Source organism: Microbacterium sp. ET2 (assembly GCF_030347395.1).
GTDB classification, from domain to species: domain Bacteria; phylum Actinomycetota; class Actinomycetes; order Actinomycetales; family Microbacteriaceae; genus Microbacterium; species Microbacterium albipurpureum.
In genome coordinates, this window is record NZ_CP128170.1 from 2854434 (window position 1) to 2870799 (window position 16366).

A 16366-nucleotide genomic window follows, 5' to 3' on the forward strand; every position below is an offset into this window, starting at 1 on the left:
TCACCACAGCACGGCGATGGCGGCGTTGGCGAAGGTGAGTACGCCGATCGACCAGAAGAGCGCCGGCGGCGTGGCATCCGTCCTGCGCTGGCGGGCGCGCGCGATGCCGATCACAGCGCCGATCGCGAGGAGGATGACGAGCTTCACCCCGATCTTGACGTAGTTCAGCTCGATGCCCGCCGGCCACGGGGCGGCGAGGACCAGTCCGGCGGCACCGGCGATGAGCAGACCCCAGTCCATCAGCCGGGTCGCCTGCCGGCGACGCGAGACCGCCTCGACGACCCAGGCGCCGAAGAGCACCGCGAAACCGGTGAGGTGGATCAGCACGACGAGGTGACGCAGGAACTCCATAGCTCAGAGGGTAGGGGCCGCCCGGGCGGCCCCGCCAGGAAGGCGCGCCTCACGCGCTCGGGGCAGTGTGGGTGGGGTCGGTGGGTGGGTCAGCCGCGCACGGCGCGGAGGACGAGTGCGGTGCGCAGGGCTGCGTCGGCCGCCTCGGCGCCCTTGTCTTCCTTAGAGCCTTCGAGGCCGGCACGGTCGAGGCCCTGCTGCTCGTCGTCGAGCGTGAGCACCCCGAACCCGACGGGCTTGCCGGTGTCCAGCGCCACCCGCGTGAGACCGTCGGTCGCAGCTGCCGAGACGTACTCGAAGTGCGGGGTGCCGCCGCGGATGATCACCCCGAGCGCCACGACGGCGTCGGCTCCGGCTTCGAGCGCCGCCTTCGCGGCGACCGGGGCTCGAACGAGCCCGGAACGCGCACCAGGCGGTAGTCGGCGCCTGAGGCGTCGAGCACGCGCTCGGCGCCCGCGATCAGGCCATCGCTGATGGCCGCGTGCCAGGTACCGGCGACGACGACGACCTGCAGACCGGTGCCGTCGATCTCGTCGACCGCGATCGGTGCTCCCTTGCCGCTCACGCGACCCCCTCCTTCATGTGGGCGATGGCATCCGCCAGATCGCCCTCGTCGATGATGTGCCCCATGCGGTCCCGCTTGGTGGCGAGGTACTGGTGATTGTTCGGGCCGACGCCGACGAGGAGCGGCACCTGCTCGACGATCTCCAGCCCGAACCCGCGCAGCTGCGCGACCTTGTCGGTGTTGTTGGTCAGCAGCCGCACCTTCTCGATGCCGAGGTCGGCGAGGATGCCTGCGGCGGCGGCGTAGTCGCGGGCATCGGCGGGGAGGCCGAGGGCGAGGTTCGCGTCGACGGTGTCGAGTCCGCGCTCCTGCAGGCTGTACGCGCGCAGCTTGTTGATGAGCCCGATGCCCCGCCCCTCGTGGCCGCGCATGTAGATGACCACGCCGCCGTCCTGCTCGATGGCGTCCAGCGCGGCATCCAGCTGCGGGCCGCACTCGCATTTGAGCGAACCGAAGGCCTCGCCGGTGAGGCACTCCGAGTGCACCCGCACGAGCGGAGCGGTCTCGGTGAGCTCACCTGAGATGACCGCGAGGTGGTCGGTGCCGGTGACCCGGTCCTTGTACGCGCGGAAGCGGAACTCGCCGTGCGAGGTCGGCACGGTCGCCTCGGCGCGCAGGCTGACGCGCCGCCGCTGCGCCGCGTGCGCGGAGGCGTCGACGGGATCGACCTCGTCGAGGTGGGCGATGAGCTGTTCGATGGTGATGAGCGGGATCCCGTCTCGGGCGGCGAGCTCGACGAGTCCCGGCATCCGCATCATGGAACCGTCTTCGGCGACGACTTCGGCGATCGCGCCGACCGGTGGGAGGCCGGCGAGCTTCATCAGCTCCACGGCGGCTTCGGTGTGCCCGGCGCGCTCGCGCACACCCCCGTCGACGGCGCGCAACGGCAGGATGTGCCCGGGGCGGATGACCGAGCTCGGCGTCGACTCGACGTCGGCGAGCACGTTCAGGGTGTGGGCCCGGTCGCTCGCACTGATGCCGGTGGAGACCCGGTCCGCGGCGTCGACGCTCACGGTGTAGGCGGTGCCGCGGGCATCCTCGTTCACCTCGACCATCGGCGGGAGGTCGAGCCGATCCGCCCAGTCGGCGGGCATCGGCGCGCAGACGAAGCCGCTCGACCATCGCACCGTCCAGGCCACCCATTCGGGAGTCGCCAGCTGTGCGGACAGGATGATGTCGCCCTCGTTCTCGCGGTTCTCATCGTCGACGACGATGACGGGCTTACCCGCGCGCAGTGCGTCGAGGGCGTCGGAGAGGGGGGAAAGGCTCATCGGGAGCCTCCTTCTTTCGGGACGGCGGGCGCCGTCGGGGGGAATGCGAGAAGGCGCTGCACGTGCCGCGCCAGGATGTCGGTCTCGAGGTTGACGGGGTCGCCGACCTGTCGGGTGCCGAGCGTGGTGGCCTCGAGCGTCTCGGGGATGAGCGAGACCTCGAACCAGGGCTCCGCCGCCTCGGGCGCACTCACGGCGCTGACGGTCAGCGAGACCCCGTCCACGGCGATCGAGCCCTTGTCGACGACGAGAGGGGCGAGGTGTGCGGGAAGGGCGATGCGGACGACCCGCCACTCGGCACCGGGGCGCACCGCGGTCACGGTGCCGGTGCCGTCGATGTGGCCCTGCACGATGTGGCCGCCCAGACGCCCGTGGGCGGCGGTCGCGCGCTCGAGGTTCACAGCGCGCCCCGCGGCCACGCCGGCGAGGGTCGACATGTCGAGGGTCTGCCGCATCACATCGGCGGTGAACCAGTCCTCGCCGCGATCGACGACGGTGAGGCAGACGCCGCTGACCGCGATCGAGTCGCCGTGGCCGGCGTCCGAGACCGCCTTCGGGGCGCGCACCGTCAGCCGCAGCCCGTCGCCGGACGGGGCGACGGCGGTGACGGCGCCGACTTCTTCGATGATTCCGGTGAACATCAGCTGTCCTTCACATTCGCGGGGGAGGGGGTGGGCGCGCAGCGCGCGACGAGCAGGATGTCGTCGCCGAGACGCTCGACGGAGGAGAGGGTGAGGCGCACGGCCGCACCGATCGTCTCGACGCCGATGTCGTCGAGCGCCAGGCGCGGACCGCCGAGCAGGGTGGGCGCGACATAGGCGAGGACCTCGTCCACGAGGCCCGCGCGCACGAACGCCGAGGCCAGGGTCGGCCCGCCCTCGACGAAGACCCGCTGCACGCCCTGACGGCGGAGGTCGTCCAGTACTCGCGAGAGATCGTGGGACGAGAAGAAGAGAGGTTCGCGGGGATGCCGCCGCACGGCCGCCTCGGGAGGGGTCTGCCGCTCACCGATCACCACGGGTCGCGGCTGATCGGCCAGGAGCGCACCGTCCGCATCGCGGGCGGTCAACGACGGGTCGTCGGAGAGCACGGTGCCGGTTCCGACGACGATCGCGTCGGCCATCGCCCGCCGTCGGTGGACGTCCTGTCGTGCCGCGGCGCCGGTGATCCACCGGCTGGTGCCGTCGGATGCCGCGGCGCGGCCGTCGAGGGACTGCGCCCACTTCACCGTGACGTGCGGGCGACCGAGGCGCTGCACGGTCAGCCAGGAGGAGAGGAGCTCGCGGCCCTCGTCGCCGAGCACACCTGCCTCGACCTCCACGCCCGCCGCTCGGAGTGTGTCTGCGCCGCCGGCGGAGACGACGCCGGGATCATCGACCGCGTAGAGAACGCGTGAAATCCCGGCCGAGAGGAGCGCCCGGCTGCACGGCCCGGTGCGCCCGGTGTGATTGCAGGGCTCGAGGGTCACCACGGCCGTGGCGCCCTCCGCCTCACCGGGGGACAGGCGGGACAGGGCATCGACCTCGGCGTGGGCAGTCCCTGCCCCGCGATGCCACCCCTCGGCCAGGATCCGGCCGTCGGGCGCGAGGATCACCGCTCCCACCTGGGGGTTGAACCCGGCGGGACCGTTCACCGCCAGCGCGAGAGCGCGACGCATCGCGTTGCGCTCGACGTCTCGCACCGTCATCCGTCTTCCCTCGTCCATCCCATCGGCCCTCGCGGGCTCCGGGGCACGGGAACGGCAGGCGCAGGCGCCTGACGTGCTTCTCCCATCCGGACTCGCGAGGACCTTCCCTCGCATCACCGTCGGTCCCGGAATTCCACCGGATCAGGTCAGGCGACACCCTCTCGGGTGTGACGCCGTCGCTCGCGGACTGTCACCGCCGGTTCGGATTCTCACCGACCCCGGAGCACGTTGCTGCTCACGAGTGTAGTCAACACGCTGTTTGCGGATTCATTCCCGCGCATGTGCGCGCGGAGGCCCGGCGTCGGGGGGCATCGCAGCGAGCTCGCGTGCGGTGGACTCGTCGAGGATGACGTCGGTGATGAGCCCCGCACGCAGGGCGCCGCGAAGGCTCGGCACCTTCGCGCGACCGGCGACGATTCCGACGCGCCGGGGCGCTCGGCGCAGGACCGAGAAGTCCGGCCCCGTCGCACGTTCGTTCAGCGGGATGCCGTCGCTCGAACCGTCGGCGCGGTAGAACACCGTCGCGACGTCGCCCACGACGTGCTCGCGGCTGAGGGCACGGTAGTCCGCCGCGTCGAGGTAGCCGCCCTGGTAGACATGGCTCGGCACCTCGGCGAAGGGGGAACCCACACCGAAGACCGCGAGGTCGAGGCTGGCCTGCATCTCCAGCACCCGGCGGATCGAGCGCTCTCGCCAGAACGCGCGCTTGGTCGCCGGATCGTCGAAGAAGGCCGGCACGGGGAACTGGTGCACCTGCGCACCGAAGGCGTCGCCGAACCTGCTCAGCAGCTCGCTGGCGTACATGATGCCCGTCGTGCGCATGTTGCCGGCGCCGTTGAGCTGGACCACCTCGGTGTTGTGGGTCACGCGCCGCGGCAGGTGGCGGCTGACCGCGCCGATCGTCGACCCCCACGCGATGCCGACGCTCTGGTTGGAGTCGACCCAGCTCGCGAGGGTGCGTGCCGCAGACAGGGCGACGCGGTCGAGGCGCTCGACGTCGCTTGCGCGGTCGGGCACCGGCACGATGTGGGCCGTCACCCCGAACCGGTCGCGGATGTCGGCGGCGAGCCGGGACGGGCCCTCGAGGGGCGAGTGGATGACGATCTCGACCAGACCCGTCTCGCGCGCCTGACTGAGCAGACGCGACACGGATGACCGGGAGGTACGCAGCTCCGTGGCGATGGCGTCCATCGTGAGGTCCTGCATGTAGTAGAGCTGCGCGGCGCGCAGCGCGTCGCGCGTGCGCTCGGGGAGGACGGTCTCGGAGATGTCGGCCGGCTTCGTCATCATCCTCTCCTCTGCACATATGTGCAAGATGATTGCACTGACGTTCGGGCGGGTTCAGGATGTATTCATCCAGATGATGCGGTGTCGCGCAAGGGGCACCGTGAGAGGAGTCCCGATGAGCAGCCAGCCCGCCGCATCGCAGCCCGCATCCCAGCGCGCTGAGGTCCGAGCCATCGCCGCGGACCCGACGGCCGACGTCGTCATCGTCGGTGGCGGCATCAACGGCATCGCGACCTTCCGAGATCTGGCGCTGCAGGGCGTGAAGGTGATCCTGGTCGAGCGCGACGACTTCGTCTCGGGCGCCTCGAGTGCGTCGTCGCACATGATCCACGGCGGCATCCGCTACCTCGAGAACGGCGAGTTCCGTCTGGTGCGGGAATCGGTCGTCGAGCGCAATGCCCTCATCAAGACCGCGCCGCACTACGTGCGCCCGCTGCCGACGACCGTGCCGATCTTCTCCACCTTCTCCGGGCTGTTCTCCGCACCCCTGCGTTTCCTCACCCACAAGCAGGGCAAGCCCTCCGAGCGCGGTGCCCTGCTGATCAAGGCGGGGCTGACGATCTACGACTTCTTCTCCCGCGACGGCGGCGCGGTGCCTCGACACCGTTTCCACGGCCGGAAGCGCTCGCTCGCCGAACTCCCGGCGCTGAATGCCGATGTGAAGTACACCGCCACCTACTTCGACGCCAGCATGCACGACCCCGAGCGTCTTGCGCTCGATGTCCTCTACGACGGCCTGGCCGCCGGTCCCCACGCGCGGGCGGCGAACTACCTGTCGGCGGTCGGCATGTCGGCATCCGGCCTGCGGGTACGCGACGGGGTGACGGGAGAGGAGTTCGATCTCACCTCGGACGTCGTGGTCAACGCCTCCGGTCCGTGGACCGACCTCACCAACGAGTCGCTCGGTCGCGACACCGCGTACATGGGCGGGACCAAGGGGTCGCATATCGTGCTCGACAACCCGGCGCTGTTCGAAGCCACGGGCGGTCGTGAGATCTTCTTCGAGCACGAAGACGGCCGGATCGTCCTCATCTACCCGCTCAAGGGCCGCGTGATGGTCGGCACCACCGACATCGACCACGACATGCGCACCCCGGCCCTGTGCACGGAGGAGGAGGTCGACTACTTCTTCGACCTCGTCGCGCACGTGTTCCCCGACATCCCCGTCGACCGCTCCGAGATCGTCTACCGATTCGCCGGCGTGCGTCCGCTGCCCCGTCACGACGACACGCAGCCCGGCTTCGTCTCACGCGATTACCGCATCGAGCAGGCCACGGCCTCCGGCCGCCCGCAGACGACGGTGCTCAGCCTCGTCGGCGGCAAGTGGACGACGTTCCGCGCCCTGGGCGAGCAGCTCTCCGACCGTGTGCTGGGGATCCTCGGGCGGCGCCGGGTGCGCAGCACCGCGGGCCTCATGATCGGCGGCGCCGAAGGCTACCCCCGCACGCAGCGCGCCCGCGCCACGTGGGTCGAGAGTCACCGGGGTCACCTCGATGCCGCACGTGCCGACCAGCTTCTCGAGCGATACGGCACCCGCGCCGCCGCTCTGATCGAGGCCCTGCCCGACGACGACCGGCCGCTGTCGACTCTGCCGGATTACAGCACCGGGGAGATCGCCTACCTCGCGCGCACCGAGTACGTCGTTCACCTCATCGATGTCCTCCTGCGCCGCACGAGCGTGGCGTTCGTGGGATCGGTCACGATGCCGGTCCTGCAGGAGCTCGCCGAGGTCGTCGGCGACACGCTGGGCTGGGACGCCGAGCAGCGTGGCGAAGAGGTCGCCGCCAGCGCTCGCTTCCTCGCGGAGCGGCATGGTGTCGATCTGACGCAGGACGCCGTACTCTCATGATCGTCATGACCGGCGCTGCGGTGCCGGTCATGTCGCCCCGGTCGCCGGGGACGCGCTCCTCGGCGAACATCCCTGACGCGGCATTGGGGCCGCACGACGAAAGAAGGTCAATGTGGACAATCTGGGAATCGTCTTCACCTCGGAGGTGATCGGCACGATGCTGCTGACCCTCCTGGGTTGTGGCGTCGTCGCCAACGTCGCCCTGACGAAGACGAAGGGCTTCGCCGGCGGCTTCCTGCTGGTCAACTTCGGCTGGGGTCTCGCGGTCTTCGCCGGTGTGACCGTCGCCTACGTCTCCGGTGCGCACCTGAACCCCGCTGTCACGCTGGGTCTCGTCGCCAACGGCGCGACGGAGTTCGGCCAGGGTGTGCCGGTCGGACCCCTGTCGATCCTCGTGTACATCGGCGCGCAGATGATCGGTGCCTTCATCGGCGCGGTGCTCGCCTGGGCGGCGTACAAGAAGCACTTCGACGCCGAGGAGGACGCGGCCACCAAGCTCGGCGTCTTCTCCACCGGCCCCGCCATCCGCACCTACGGCTGGAACCTCGTCACCGAGATCATCGGCACCTTCGTGCTGGTCTTCGTCGTGATCGGCTTCGGCCGCAACGGCGACCCGTCGGGTCTGGCAGCCCTAGGCGCCCTCCCCGTCGCCCTGCTCGTCGTCGGCATCGGTGCTTCGCTCGGTGGCCCCACGGGGTACGCCATCAACCCTGCGCGTGACCTCGGCCCCCGCATCGCCCACGCGATCCTGCCGATCAAGAACAAGGGCGGCAGCGACTGGAGCTACTCCTGGGTGCCGATCGTCGGACCGATCATCGGTGGTGTCCTGGCCGGTTTCGCCGCGATCCCCCTCATGCCGATCCTGGGCTGAGTCCCGGCATCCGCAGCGCCACAGCCCTCACGCACGACGAACCATCCGCAACGAGACAAAGGAGTATCACGCATGGCCGACTACATCCTCGCAATCGACCAGGGCACGACGTCCACCCGGGCGATCATCTTCGACAAGTCCGGCAGCATCGTCCAGAGCGGTCAGCTCGAGCACGAGCAGATCTTCCCGCGCGCGGGCTGGGTCGAGCACGACCCGATGGAGATCTGGCGGAACACCCGTGAGGTGATCGGCCAGGCGCTGTCCAAGGCCGATCTCACGCGCCACGACATCGCAGCGATCGGCATCACGAATCAGCGTGAGACCGCCGTGGTCTGGGACAAGAACACCGGCGAGCCGGTCTACAACGCCATCGTCTGGCAGGACACCCGCACGCAGGGCATCGTCGACAAGCTCGCCGCAGACGGCGGCACCGAGCGGTTCAAGTCGGTCGTGGGGCTTCCGCTGGCGACCTACTTCTCGGGGACGAAGATCGTCTGGATCCTGGACAACGTCGAGGGCGCACGCGAGCGCGCCGAGCGCGGCGACCTCCTGTTCGGAACGACCGACACCTGGGTTCTGTGGAACCTCACCGGCGGCGTCGACGGAGGTGTTCACGCCACCGATGTGACCAACGCCTCGCGGACGATGTTCATGGACCTCGAGACGCTGTCGTGGCGCGAGGACATCCTCGACACGTTCGGTGTGCCGCTGTCGATGATGCCCGAGATCCGCAGCTCGTCCGAGGTCTACGGTCATGCCGAGAGCTCGAGCCTGCTGCGCGAGACGCCGATCGCCGGCATCCTCGGAGACCAGCAGGCTGCGACCTTCGGTCAGGCGGCGTTCGAGCAGGGGGAGGCGAAGAACACCTACGGCACGGGCAACTTCATCATCTTCAACACCGACACCGAGATCATCCACTCGCAGAACGGCCTGCTGACCACCCTCGGCTACAAGCTCGGCGACGAGCCGGCGCACTACGCCCTGGAGGGCTCGATCGCCGTCACCGGGTCGCTTGTGCAGTGGCTGCGTGACAACCTCGGCATCATCTCCTCCGCGCCGGAGGTCGAGACCCTCGCCGCCAGCGTCGAGGACAACGGCGGGGCCTACTTCGTCCCGGCGTTCTCGGGGCTGTTCGCACCGTACTGGCGTCCCGACGCGCGCGGCGCGCTGGTGGGTCTCACCCGGTACGTCAACAAGGGGCACATCGCCCGCGCGGCACTGGAGGCCACGGCGTTCCAGACTCGCGAGGTGATCGACGCGGTCAACGCCGACTCCGGGGTGCCGCTGACGGAGCTGAAGGTCGACGGCGGCATGATCGCGAACGACCTGCTGATGCAGTTCCAGGCCGACATCCTCGGCGTGCCCGTCGTCCGCCCGGTGGTCGCCGAGACCACCGCCCTCGGTGCCGCATACGCGGCGGGGCTCGCCGTCGGGTTCTGGTCGGGCCTCGACGACCTGTCCAAGAACTGGCAGGAAGACCGCCGCTGGGAGCCGAAGATGGACGAGACCGAGCGCGACCGTCTGCTGCGCAACTGGAAGAAGGCCGTGACCAAGACCTTCGACTGGGTCGACGAAGACGTGTCGTGATGCGCGTGTGAAGAACGGGGAGGTCGCTGCGGCGGCCTCCCCGTTCTCTTTCACGCCGGCGTCATTTGAGAAGCCGCGAGAGGCGCCGGTCGGCGAGGATCTTCCCGCCCGTCTGGCACGTGGGACAGTACTCCAACGAGTTGTCGGCGAAGAAGACGCTCCGCACCTCGCTCCCGCAGACCGGGCATGCCTCCCCACGACGGCCGTGCACCCGCATCCCGCGTCGCTTGGCATCCTTCAGGTCAGCGGGTGGCTTTCCGGATGCCGCGGCGAGCGCCTCCGCAAGGGTCTCGGTCATCGCCTGGTACAGTCCGTCGATCTCGGCGTCGTCGAGACCGGCGGCGAGGGCGTACGGTGACATCTTCGCGGCGTGGAGGATCTCGTCGGAGTAGGCGTTGCCCACACCCGCGATGATCGACTGGTCGCGGAGCACCCCTTTGATCTGCGTGCGGCGGCCGGCGAGGAGCGCTGCGAACGCATCGCGGTCGAAGGTCGGGTCGAGCGGATCGGGTCCGAGTCGCGCGATGCCGGCAACCTCATCGGGATCGCGGACGACCGAGACGGCGAGCGACTTCTTCGTTCCGGCCTCGGTGAGGTCGAACCCCGAGCCGTCGTCGAATCCGACGCGGAGGGCGATCGGGGTCTTGCCGGGGCGGATGACGGTCGACGGCAGGGCGTCGTACCACCGCAGCCAGCCGGCTTTTGCGAGGTGGAAGACGAGGTGCGGGGCCGGGGCGCTCGCGGTGTCTTCTGCCGTGGTGGTGGTGGCGATGTCGATGAACTTGCCGTGTCGCTCGACGCCGGTCACGGTCGCGCCGACGAGCGCGGTGATCGGCGGGTCGTACGTCTTCAGGGCGGCGATGTTCGCGACGGTGGCGCGGGTGACGGCGCGATCGATCAGGCGACCGCGGAGGAACTCCACCAGTCCCTGGACCTCGGGCATCTCCGGCATCCCCTCATCCTGGCATGCGGGGGGTCCTGAGGTCAGGGGGTGAGCACCGGCCAGGGGACGGGAGTACGGTCGTCGGTGCGGAGGATGCCGGCGACCCAGCCGTCATCGCGTCCGCCGGGTCCGACGAGCGCCTGGCGGAGCAGCCCCTCGTAGCGGAAGCCCACGGCACGGGCCGCGGACGCCGAGCCGACGTTGCCGGCGACCGCTCGCCACTCGACGCGAACGAGGTCGAGCCCCTGCGGGGCGAAGGCGAAGTCGAGCACGGCGGTGGCAGCCTCGGCCAGCAGGCCCCTACCGCGGAAGGGCGCGGCCACCCAGAACCCGATCTCACCGCATCCCTCGGTCGCGCCGAGCCGATGCATGCCGATCATCCCGGCCAGGGCCCCGTCGTGGCGGATCGCCCAATTCGTCGAAACCCCCTCCGCCCACTGCTTGGGCACGAGGTCGATGAACCTCTCGGCGTGCTCGCGGACGTACGGCCGCGGCACGGTGGTGAACCTCTGGATATCGGGGTCCTGACACGCGTGGAACACGGCGTCGGTATCGGCCCGGGTCGGCAGCGACAGCACCAGTCGTCGGGTGCGGAGGATGGCGGGCTGCATGTCGCCACTTTATGACCTCGCGCGGCTTCGGCGCGGAGCGTGGCGTGGCGGATGCGGCGGGGGCCGCATGCACGATCCGAGTGGCGGACGTCGGCGCCCGACGGTGTCCGACGCGATCATCCCCGCCTCGAGGGCGGAGACGGCAGCGGCCGAGGAACGGCGCCCGCGGCGCGTCAGGCGCGGCGCAGCAGCCCCACGCTGTCGTAGACCTTCGCCAGCGTGTCGTCGGCGACCTCCGCCGCGCGCGCCGCGTTGGTCGCGAGCACGCGGTCGAGCCTCGGCGGGGTCGCTGAGCAGCTCCATCGCGCGGGCGCGCACCGGCTCGAACTCGGCGACGACGACCTCGGCGAGGCCCTTCTTGAAGTCGCCGTACCCGCGGCCGGCGTACTCGTCCTCGATCGAGGCGATCTGGCGCCCGGTGAGGGCTGCGTAGATCACGAGCAGGTTCGACACACCCGGCTTGTTCTCCCGGTCGTAGCGCACCGTGCCGTCACTGTCGGTGACAGCGCGCATGATCTTCTTCGCGCTGACCGCCGGGTCCTCCAGCAGCCACAGCACGCCAGCCTCCGACTCAGCGGACTTCGACATCTTCGCCAGCGGGTTCTGCAGGTCGTAGATGCGGGCCGTCTCCTGCTGGATGACCGGCATCGGCACCCGGAAGACCTCGCTGTAGCGGCCGTTGAAGCGCTCGGCGAGATCGCGTGTGAGCTCGACGTGCTGCTTCTGGTCGTCGCCGACCGGCACGATGTCGGTCTGGTAGAGCAGGATGTCCGCAGCCATCAGCACCGGGTAGGTGAAGAGCCCGACGGATGTCGCGTCCGATCCGTACCGCTGCGTCTTGTCCTTGAATTGGGTCATCCGCCCGGCCTCGCCGAACCCGGTGATGGTCGACAGGATCCAGGCGAGCTCGGCGTGAGCCGGCACGTGCGACTGCACGTACAGGGTCGACTTCGACGGCTCGATGCCGGCGGCGATGTACTGCGCCGCGGTGCGGCGGGTCTTCTCCCGGAGCTCGGCCGGATCGTTCGGCTGCGTCAGCGCGTGCAGGTCGACCACGGAGAAGAACGCGTCGTAGGCCTCCTGCAGGTCCCGCCACTGCATGAGCGCCCCGATGTAGTTGCCGATCTGGAGGGAATCGGCCGAGGGCTGCATGCCGGAGTAGAGACGCGCTTTCTTCACCCGTCAATCCTAGGTGGCCGTCTCACCCGCCGTCAGCGAAGGGAGCGACCACGACCGGTGGGGCGGCTCCCACGAACGCGACGATCTGGTGGCCTCCGGGATTGGTCGGCTGGGGATCCTGCTCCCAGTTGTTCATCACCCACACGTTGCCCGATGGATCGACCGCGATGCCGGTGCTGCGGGTCAGGCCGTCGAAGGAATACCCGGTGTCGTCCGGTGAGATCCCCTCACCGGTGTCGAGCCCTCGCGGACACACCGACGGGTCGGCGCCGCAGAACGCCGACACTCGCTGACCGTCGAAGTTCGCCACCCAGACGTTGCCGACCCCGTCGACCGCGAGGCCCCACGGCAGCACCACGCCGCCACCGGTGAACGGGCCCATCGTCGATGAGCCGTCGGGGCTGATCATGGTCACGGACGGCACCCCGCGTCCTTCCTCCACCCGATCCGGGCAGGGGAGGGAGATGCCGCCGGAGTTGGCCACCCAGACGTTCCCGTCGGCGTCCACTCCGAGCCCCATCGGGCGGTCGAACACCCCGGTCAACGGTGACCCCGCAATCGGCGTGCCGTCGTAGTCGACGACCGCCACAGCACTGTTCACCATCGCGCTGACGAAGATGAGCTGGCCGTTGTCGATCGCGGTGAAGGGCTGCTCGAGTCCGAGACTTCCGAGATTGCGTGCCTGCTCTGGGTCGCCGCCGGGGTAGACCGCGACGGTGTCGTTGCCGCAGTTCGCGATCCAGACGTCGCCGTTGCGGGCCACCTCGATACCCTGTGGCCAGCTGAGGTCGCCCTGGGTGAATCCCGTGTCGGGGGAGAGGAACTCGCCGTCGGCGAAGAGAGTCATGCTGTTGTGCGGCGGCTGCTGATCGGCGGGGCACCCGGGCTCGGGTGCGGCGAAGCCGTAGTTGCTCAGCCACAGGCGTCCCTCGGCGTCGAAGTCGATGCCGAAGCCCGACCCGCTGAGCCCGCCGCCGCTGTAGCTGGCGACCAGTTCGCCGTCCGGGGCGAACTCGAACATCTCGTCACTGCCGCAGACCGGGACGGTGGGATCGTCGCCGTACTCGTAGTTGTTGTTGATCCAGATGTGACCGCGCGGGTCGATCGCGAAGTTCCCCGGACCGTCGAGGGACTGGCCGTCACCGTCGAAGCGCAGGGCGAGCGTCCACGCCGCCGGGGCATCCGACAGTCCGGGCTCGGTGCCGGCGGCCTGCAGGGCGAGGTCGAACAGCGCGTCCGGCTCGGCCGAGGGGTCGCGGGCGATGGCGGCGAAGGCAGCGGCCGCGGAGCGGACGGGTGATCCACCGGCTGCGGTTTCGAACAGCGACACGCAGGCGGATTCCTCCTCGAGGCATACCGACAGCATCGCGGTGAGGGAGGTGAATGTCGGCAGGGTCGACGTCTCGGATCCGTTGGGTGAGGATCTCAGAACCTCGCCGAACTCGCCGGTGGAGAAGTCGGCGAGGTTCGAAGCCATGGCCGCCGCGTTGGCGAGCCAGGTCGCCTCTCCGATCGGCAGTGTGTCGTCGAAGAACTGGGCCAGGCCGTACCCGGTGGCCACGGTGGTCCGCTCATTGAGCGTCGCCGTCTCGGCGTCAGCCGCGACGATGCCGGCCAGCAGCGCCGCCTCCGAGTCCGCGGGTCGGGCGTCGAGGATGAGCGGGCGGACGCTGTCTTCGGGAACATCGAGGATGAAGCCACCGTCGTCGTCCGCCGTTGCCGTGGCGATCTCGCGTGACGTCTCGCCCGACACATCCCACGCGGTGACCTCCCAGCCCTCGACGGCGACGTCGCCTGCGACCGGGGCGAGGGTGCCCATGATCGGGGCGGTGCCCGAGGGTGGGGACCCGGTGCATGCTGACAGCGCAAGTGCTGAGAGCCCCACTGCCGTCGCCCAGAAGAGGATGTGTCGTCGCTGCGCCATCGAGCCCCCGATCATCAGCCGCAGTCTAGCGAGACGTGATTTCCGCTCCGGTCACCGACCGAGTGCGTAGTCCACGACGACGGGGGAATGATCGCTCCACCGCGTATCCCACGACGGGGCGCGCACCACCCGGTAGTCGCTCGCCCGCTCCGCGAGCTCGGGCGTCGCCAGGTGGTAGTCGATCCGCCAGCCGGCGTCGTTGTCGAAGGCGCGCCCGCGCATCGACCACCAGGTGTATGGTCCGTCGACGTCGCCGGCGGCGCGGCGCCCGATATCGACCCACCCGAGTCCGGTGCCCACCGAGCCGTCGTTCGCGGTGATCGCTTCCCCCGCGGGCCCGGTGAACCGATCGAAGTAGGCGCGCTCCCGCGGCAGGAAGCCAGCCTTCTTCACGTTGCCCTTCCAATTGCGGATGTCGAGGGTACGGTGTCCGACATTGAGATCACCCATGATCAGGCTGAGGGGTGAGGATGCGGCGAGCTGCGGCATCCGCTGTTCCATGGCGTCGAGGAATGCCCACTTCGCGTCCTGACGCGGGGTGTCGGCCTCACCCGAGTGCACGTAGGCGCTGACGACGGTGAGGCGCTCTCCGTCGATTTCGAGGTCTGCCTCGATCCAGCGTCCGGCCCATTCGGTGCGGTCGTCGTCCGCGGGGCCGAGTCCGCGGCGCACATCGACGGCGGGCACCTTCGTCGCGATCGCGACCCCGGCGCGGCCCTTTGCGACAGCCTCCTCGTTCACGATCTGCCAGTCGGGGAGCGCAGCGGCCAGCTCGTCGGCGGTCGCCCGCACCTCCTGCAGGGCGAGCACATCCACGTCGGCATCGGCCAGCCAGGGGATCATCCCCTTCCGGACGGCGGCGCGGATGCCGTTGACGTTGACGGTGGCGATTCGAATCGGGCGAGACACGCCCGTCAGCCTAATCGGCGCCTCCGACATCGCGGCCCGTGCGGGGCGGAGTCACTCGAGCAGCAGCGAGCGCTTGATGGGCGGGGGCGGGGTGGCCTCCAGCGTGGCGAGATCCTCCTCGGCGCGGCGAAGAGCGCGGGCCGCGTTCCACCGGCGGAACCACGGCGCCGTTGCCACCTCCGTCCGGGCGTCGCGCACCCGCACGCGGGCGGCGACGACGAGAGCCTCCCATTCGTGCTGGCGTCGCTCCTCTTCGCTGAGCTCGGCGAGGGCGACGTTGCGGTCGGCGGCGGCGACGGCGATCCACGCCCCCGCGACGAGGATGACGATGCTGTTCAGGCGGAACCACAGCAGGAACCCGATGAACACCGTGAAGGTGGTCAGCAGCGGATTGGACGGGGTGTAGCGCAGCAGCAGACCCGCACCGACCTGCAGCACCACGATCGCCGCACCGCCGAGCATGGCCCCCGGCCAGATGCGCCGCCAGCCCAGGGCGGCCCCGGTGAGGAAGCGGATGAGCGCGGCGAGTGCGGCGGCGTTGATCGCGAAGGAGACCCCGAGCGAGAGGAGTCGGGTGAGGAGGTCGGTGATCACGCTGAGCGCCTGCAGACCGAGGAGATCGACGACCCCTTCCAGCGCCCACACCGCGAAGCTGGAGAGCGAGGCGCCGATGAGCAGCGCAACGCCGAAGATCAACGCCGCGACGAAGTCACGCGCCTTGAGAAGGACGTAGGGGCGGCGGTCGAACGGCAGCCCGAAGATGTCGCGCACCGCGCGACGCGTGAAGGTGATGAAGCCGATGGCGGTCCAGATGACCACGACGAGGGCGATCGCTCCGGTGATCCCCAGCGCGCTCGCCGACTGATTCGCCACGTCCTCGACCTGCTCGGGTGTGACCAGCCCCTCCTCGCTGATGAGGTTCGGGATGTACTCGTTGATGATCTCGATCACGCGCTGGATCGCCGCGCTCGAGGCCCCGAGCCACAGCCCCACGATCGCGAAGGCGAGGTAGATGACACCGAAGATGGCGAAGAGGGACTGGTAGCTCACTCCGGCGGCGAGGAGGAAGCCGTTGTGCTGCAGGAAGTGGCGCCACACGCGCACGGGGAACCACGCCAGTGTCCGCCGCGTGAGCTCGGTCGCACGCGTGAGGGGTGCGTCGAAGCGTTCACGAAGCCTGCCCTCGGTGTCCGACCACCGCTGAGCGGCCGTCGACGTCGGCGACGGCTCGACGTCCGGATCGGCGCGCCCGGCGTCAGCGGCTCCTCTGGTCGTCACAGCCCCACTGTATCGAGGGGAGCCGCGGCGGAATCGCCCCGGAGACCCCGCCGC

General features: G+C 69.8%; 13 protein-coding genes, 2 pseudogenes and 1 riboswitch. Of the genes and pseudogenes, 3 read left to right on the forward strand and 12 right to left on the reverse strand.

Going from position 1 to position 16366, the window contains the following annotated elements:
• The 6 genes and pseudogenes from QSU92_RS13875 to QSU92_RS13900 form a co-directional block, all read right to left on the reverse strand.
• A complete protein-coding gene (locus QSU92_RS13875) occupies positions 1–351 on the reverse strand; it encodes a Fe-S protein (protein WP_289262742.1) in 351 nt (116 codons plus the stop codon).
• A gap of 89 nt (positions 352–440) precedes the next feature.
• Positions 441–916: pseudogene (gene ribH, locus QSU92_RS13880) on the reverse strand (6,7-dimethyl-8-ribityllumazine synthase).
• Positions 913–2187, reverse strand: a complete 1275-nt coding sequence (gene ribA / locus QSU92_RS13885; RefSeq protein WP_289262743.1) for a GTP cyclohydrolase II — start codon at positions 2185–2187, stop codon at positions 913–915. Before ribA ends, ribH begins: the two are co-directional and overlap by 4 nt.
• Positions 2184–2828, reverse strand: a complete 645-nt coding sequence (locus QSU92_RS13890; RefSeq protein ID WP_289262744.1) for a riboflavin synthase — start codon at positions 2826–2828, stop codon at positions 2184–2186. The genes ribA and QSU92_RS13890 overlap by 4 nt, the downstream gene beginning before the upstream one ends.
• Entirely contained in the window at positions 2828–3874 is a 1047-nt protein-coding gene (ribD, locus tag QSU92_RS13895; protein ID WP_289262745.1) for a bifunctional diaminohydroxyphosphoribosylaminopyrimidine deaminase/5-amino-6-(5-phosphoribosylamino)uracil reductase RibD, read from the reverse strand. The genes QSU92_RS13890 and ribD overlap by 1 nt, the downstream gene beginning before the upstream one ends.
• A gap of 69 nt (positions 3875–3943) precedes the next feature.
• A riboswitch (FMN riboswitch) is annotated at positions 3944–4105 on the reverse strand.
• A 36-nt stretch (positions 4106–4141) separates the two neighbouring features.
• A complete protein-coding gene (locus QSU92_RS13900) occupies positions 4142–5161 on the reverse strand; it encodes a sugar-binding transcriptional regulator (protein WP_289262746.1) in 1020 nt (339 codons plus the stop codon).
• 115 nt (positions 5162–5276) lie between these two features.
• Here QSU92_RS13900 and QSU92_RS13905 point away from each other — a divergent pair, with 115 nt between their 5' ends.
• The 3 genes from QSU92_RS13905 (at position 5277) to glpK (ending at position 9468) form a co-directional block, all read left to right on the forward strand.
• Positions 5277–7010 carry a glycerol-3-phosphate dehydrogenase/oxidase gene (locus tag QSU92_RS13905; protein WP_289262747.1) on the forward strand — a complete coding sequence of 578 codons (1734 nt, stop codon included), beginning with the start codon at positions 5277–5279 and terminating at the stop codon, positions 7008–7010.
• Between the two features lie 157 nt (positions 7011–7167).
• A complete protein-coding gene (locus QSU92_RS13910; RefSeq protein ID WP_248241389.1) occupies positions 7168–7881 on the forward strand; it encodes an MIP/aquaporin family protein in 714 nt (237 codons plus the stop codon).
• Between the two features lie 72 nt (positions 7882–7953).
• Positions 7954–9468: a glycerol kinase GlpK gene (gene glpK, locus QSU92_RS13915; RefSeq protein ID WP_289262748.1), complete on the forward strand. Its 1515-nt coding sequence runs from the start codon at positions 7954–7956 to the stop codon at positions 9466–9468.
• 61 nt (positions 9469–9529) lie between these two features.
• Here glpK and QSU92_RS13920 read toward each other — a convergent pair whose 3' ends face one another.
• The 6 genes and pseudogenes from QSU92_RS13920 to QSU92_RS13945 form a co-directional block, all read right to left on the reverse strand.
• Complete coding sequence (locus QSU92_RS13920) at positions 9530–10420, reverse strand: DNA-formamidopyrimidine glycosylase family protein (RefSeq protein WP_289262749.1); 891 nt, start codon at positions 10418–10420, stop codon at positions 9530–9532.
• Between the two features lie 32 nt (positions 10421–10452).
• The gene (locus QSU92_RS13925) at positions 10453–11022 is read right to left on the reverse strand and encodes a GNAT family N-acetyltransferase (RefSeq protein WP_289262750.1); all 570 of its coding nucleotides are present in this window, start codon (positions 11020–11022) and stop codon (positions 10453–10455) included.
• Positions 11023–11195: 173 nt separating this feature from the next.
• A pseudogene (gene trpS / locus QSU92_RS13930) lies at positions 11196–12174 on the reverse strand (tryptophan--tRNA ligase).
• Positions 12175–12223: 49 nt separating this feature from the next.
• On the reverse strand, positions 12224–14140 hold the full coding sequence (locus QSU92_RS13935) for an NHL repeat-containing protein (protein ID WP_289262751.1): 1917 nt from the start codon (positions 14138–14140) through the stop codon (positions 12224–12226).
• Between the two features lie 36 nt (positions 14141–14176).
• Entirely contained in the window at positions 14177–15034 is an 858-nt protein-coding gene (locus QSU92_RS13940; protein ID WP_289262752.1) for an exodeoxyribonuclease III, read from the reverse strand.
• A gap of 51 nt (positions 15035–15085) precedes the next feature.
• Positions 15086–16312, reverse strand: coding sequence for a YihY/virulence factor BrkB family protein (locus QSU92_RS13945; protein WP_289262753.1), 1227 nt, complete (start codon positions 16310–16312; stop codon positions 15086–15088).
• Positions 16313–16366: the final 54 nt, after the last annotated feature.

Excerpts from the sequence above, each read along its gene's own strand:
- QSU92_RS13875 (WP_289262742.1), bottom strand. The coding sequence starts at position 351 with ATGGAGTTCCTGCGTCACCTCGTCGTGCTGATCCACCTCACCGGTTTC.
- ribA (WP_289262743.1), bottom strand. The coding sequence starts at position 2,187 with ATGAGCCTTTCCCCCCTCTCCGACGCCCTCGACGCACTGCGCGCGGGT.
- QSU92_RS13890 (WP_289262744.1), bottom strand. The coding sequence starts at position 2,828 with ATGTTCACCGGAATCATCGAAGAAGTCGGCGCCGTCACCGCCGTCGCC.
- ribD (WP_289262745.1), bottom strand. The coding sequence starts at position 3,874 with ATGACGGTGCGAGACGTCGAGCGCAACGCGATGCGTCGCGCTCTCGCG.
- QSU92_RS13900 (WP_289262746.1), bottom strand. The coding sequence starts at position 5,161 with ATGACGAAGCCGGCCGACATCTCCGAGACCGTCCTCCCCGAGCGCACG.
- QSU92_RS13905 (WP_289262747.1), top strand. The coding sequence starts at position 5,277 with ATGAGCAGCCAGCCCGCCGCATCGCAGCCCGCATCCCAGCGCGCTGAG.
- QSU92_RS13910 (WP_248241389.1), top strand. The coding sequence starts at position 7,168 with ATGCTGCTGACCCTCCTGGGTTGTGGCGTCGTCGCCAACGTCGCCCTG.
- glpK (WP_289262748.1), top strand. The coding sequence starts at position 7,954 with ATGGCCGACTACATCCTCGCAATCGACCAGGGCACGACGTCCACCCGG.
- QSU92_RS13920 (WP_289262749.1), bottom strand. The coding sequence starts at position 10,420 with ATGCCGGAGATGCCCGAGGTCCAGGGACTGGTGGAGTTCCTCCGCGGT.
- QSU92_RS13925 (WP_289262750.1), bottom strand. The coding sequence starts at position 11,022 with ATGCAGCCCGCCATCCTCCGCACCCGACGACTGGTGCTGTCGCTGCCG.
- QSU92_RS13935 (WP_289262751.1), bottom strand. The coding sequence starts at position 14,140 with ATGATCGGGGGCTCGATGGCGCAGCGACGACACATCCTCTTCTGGGCG.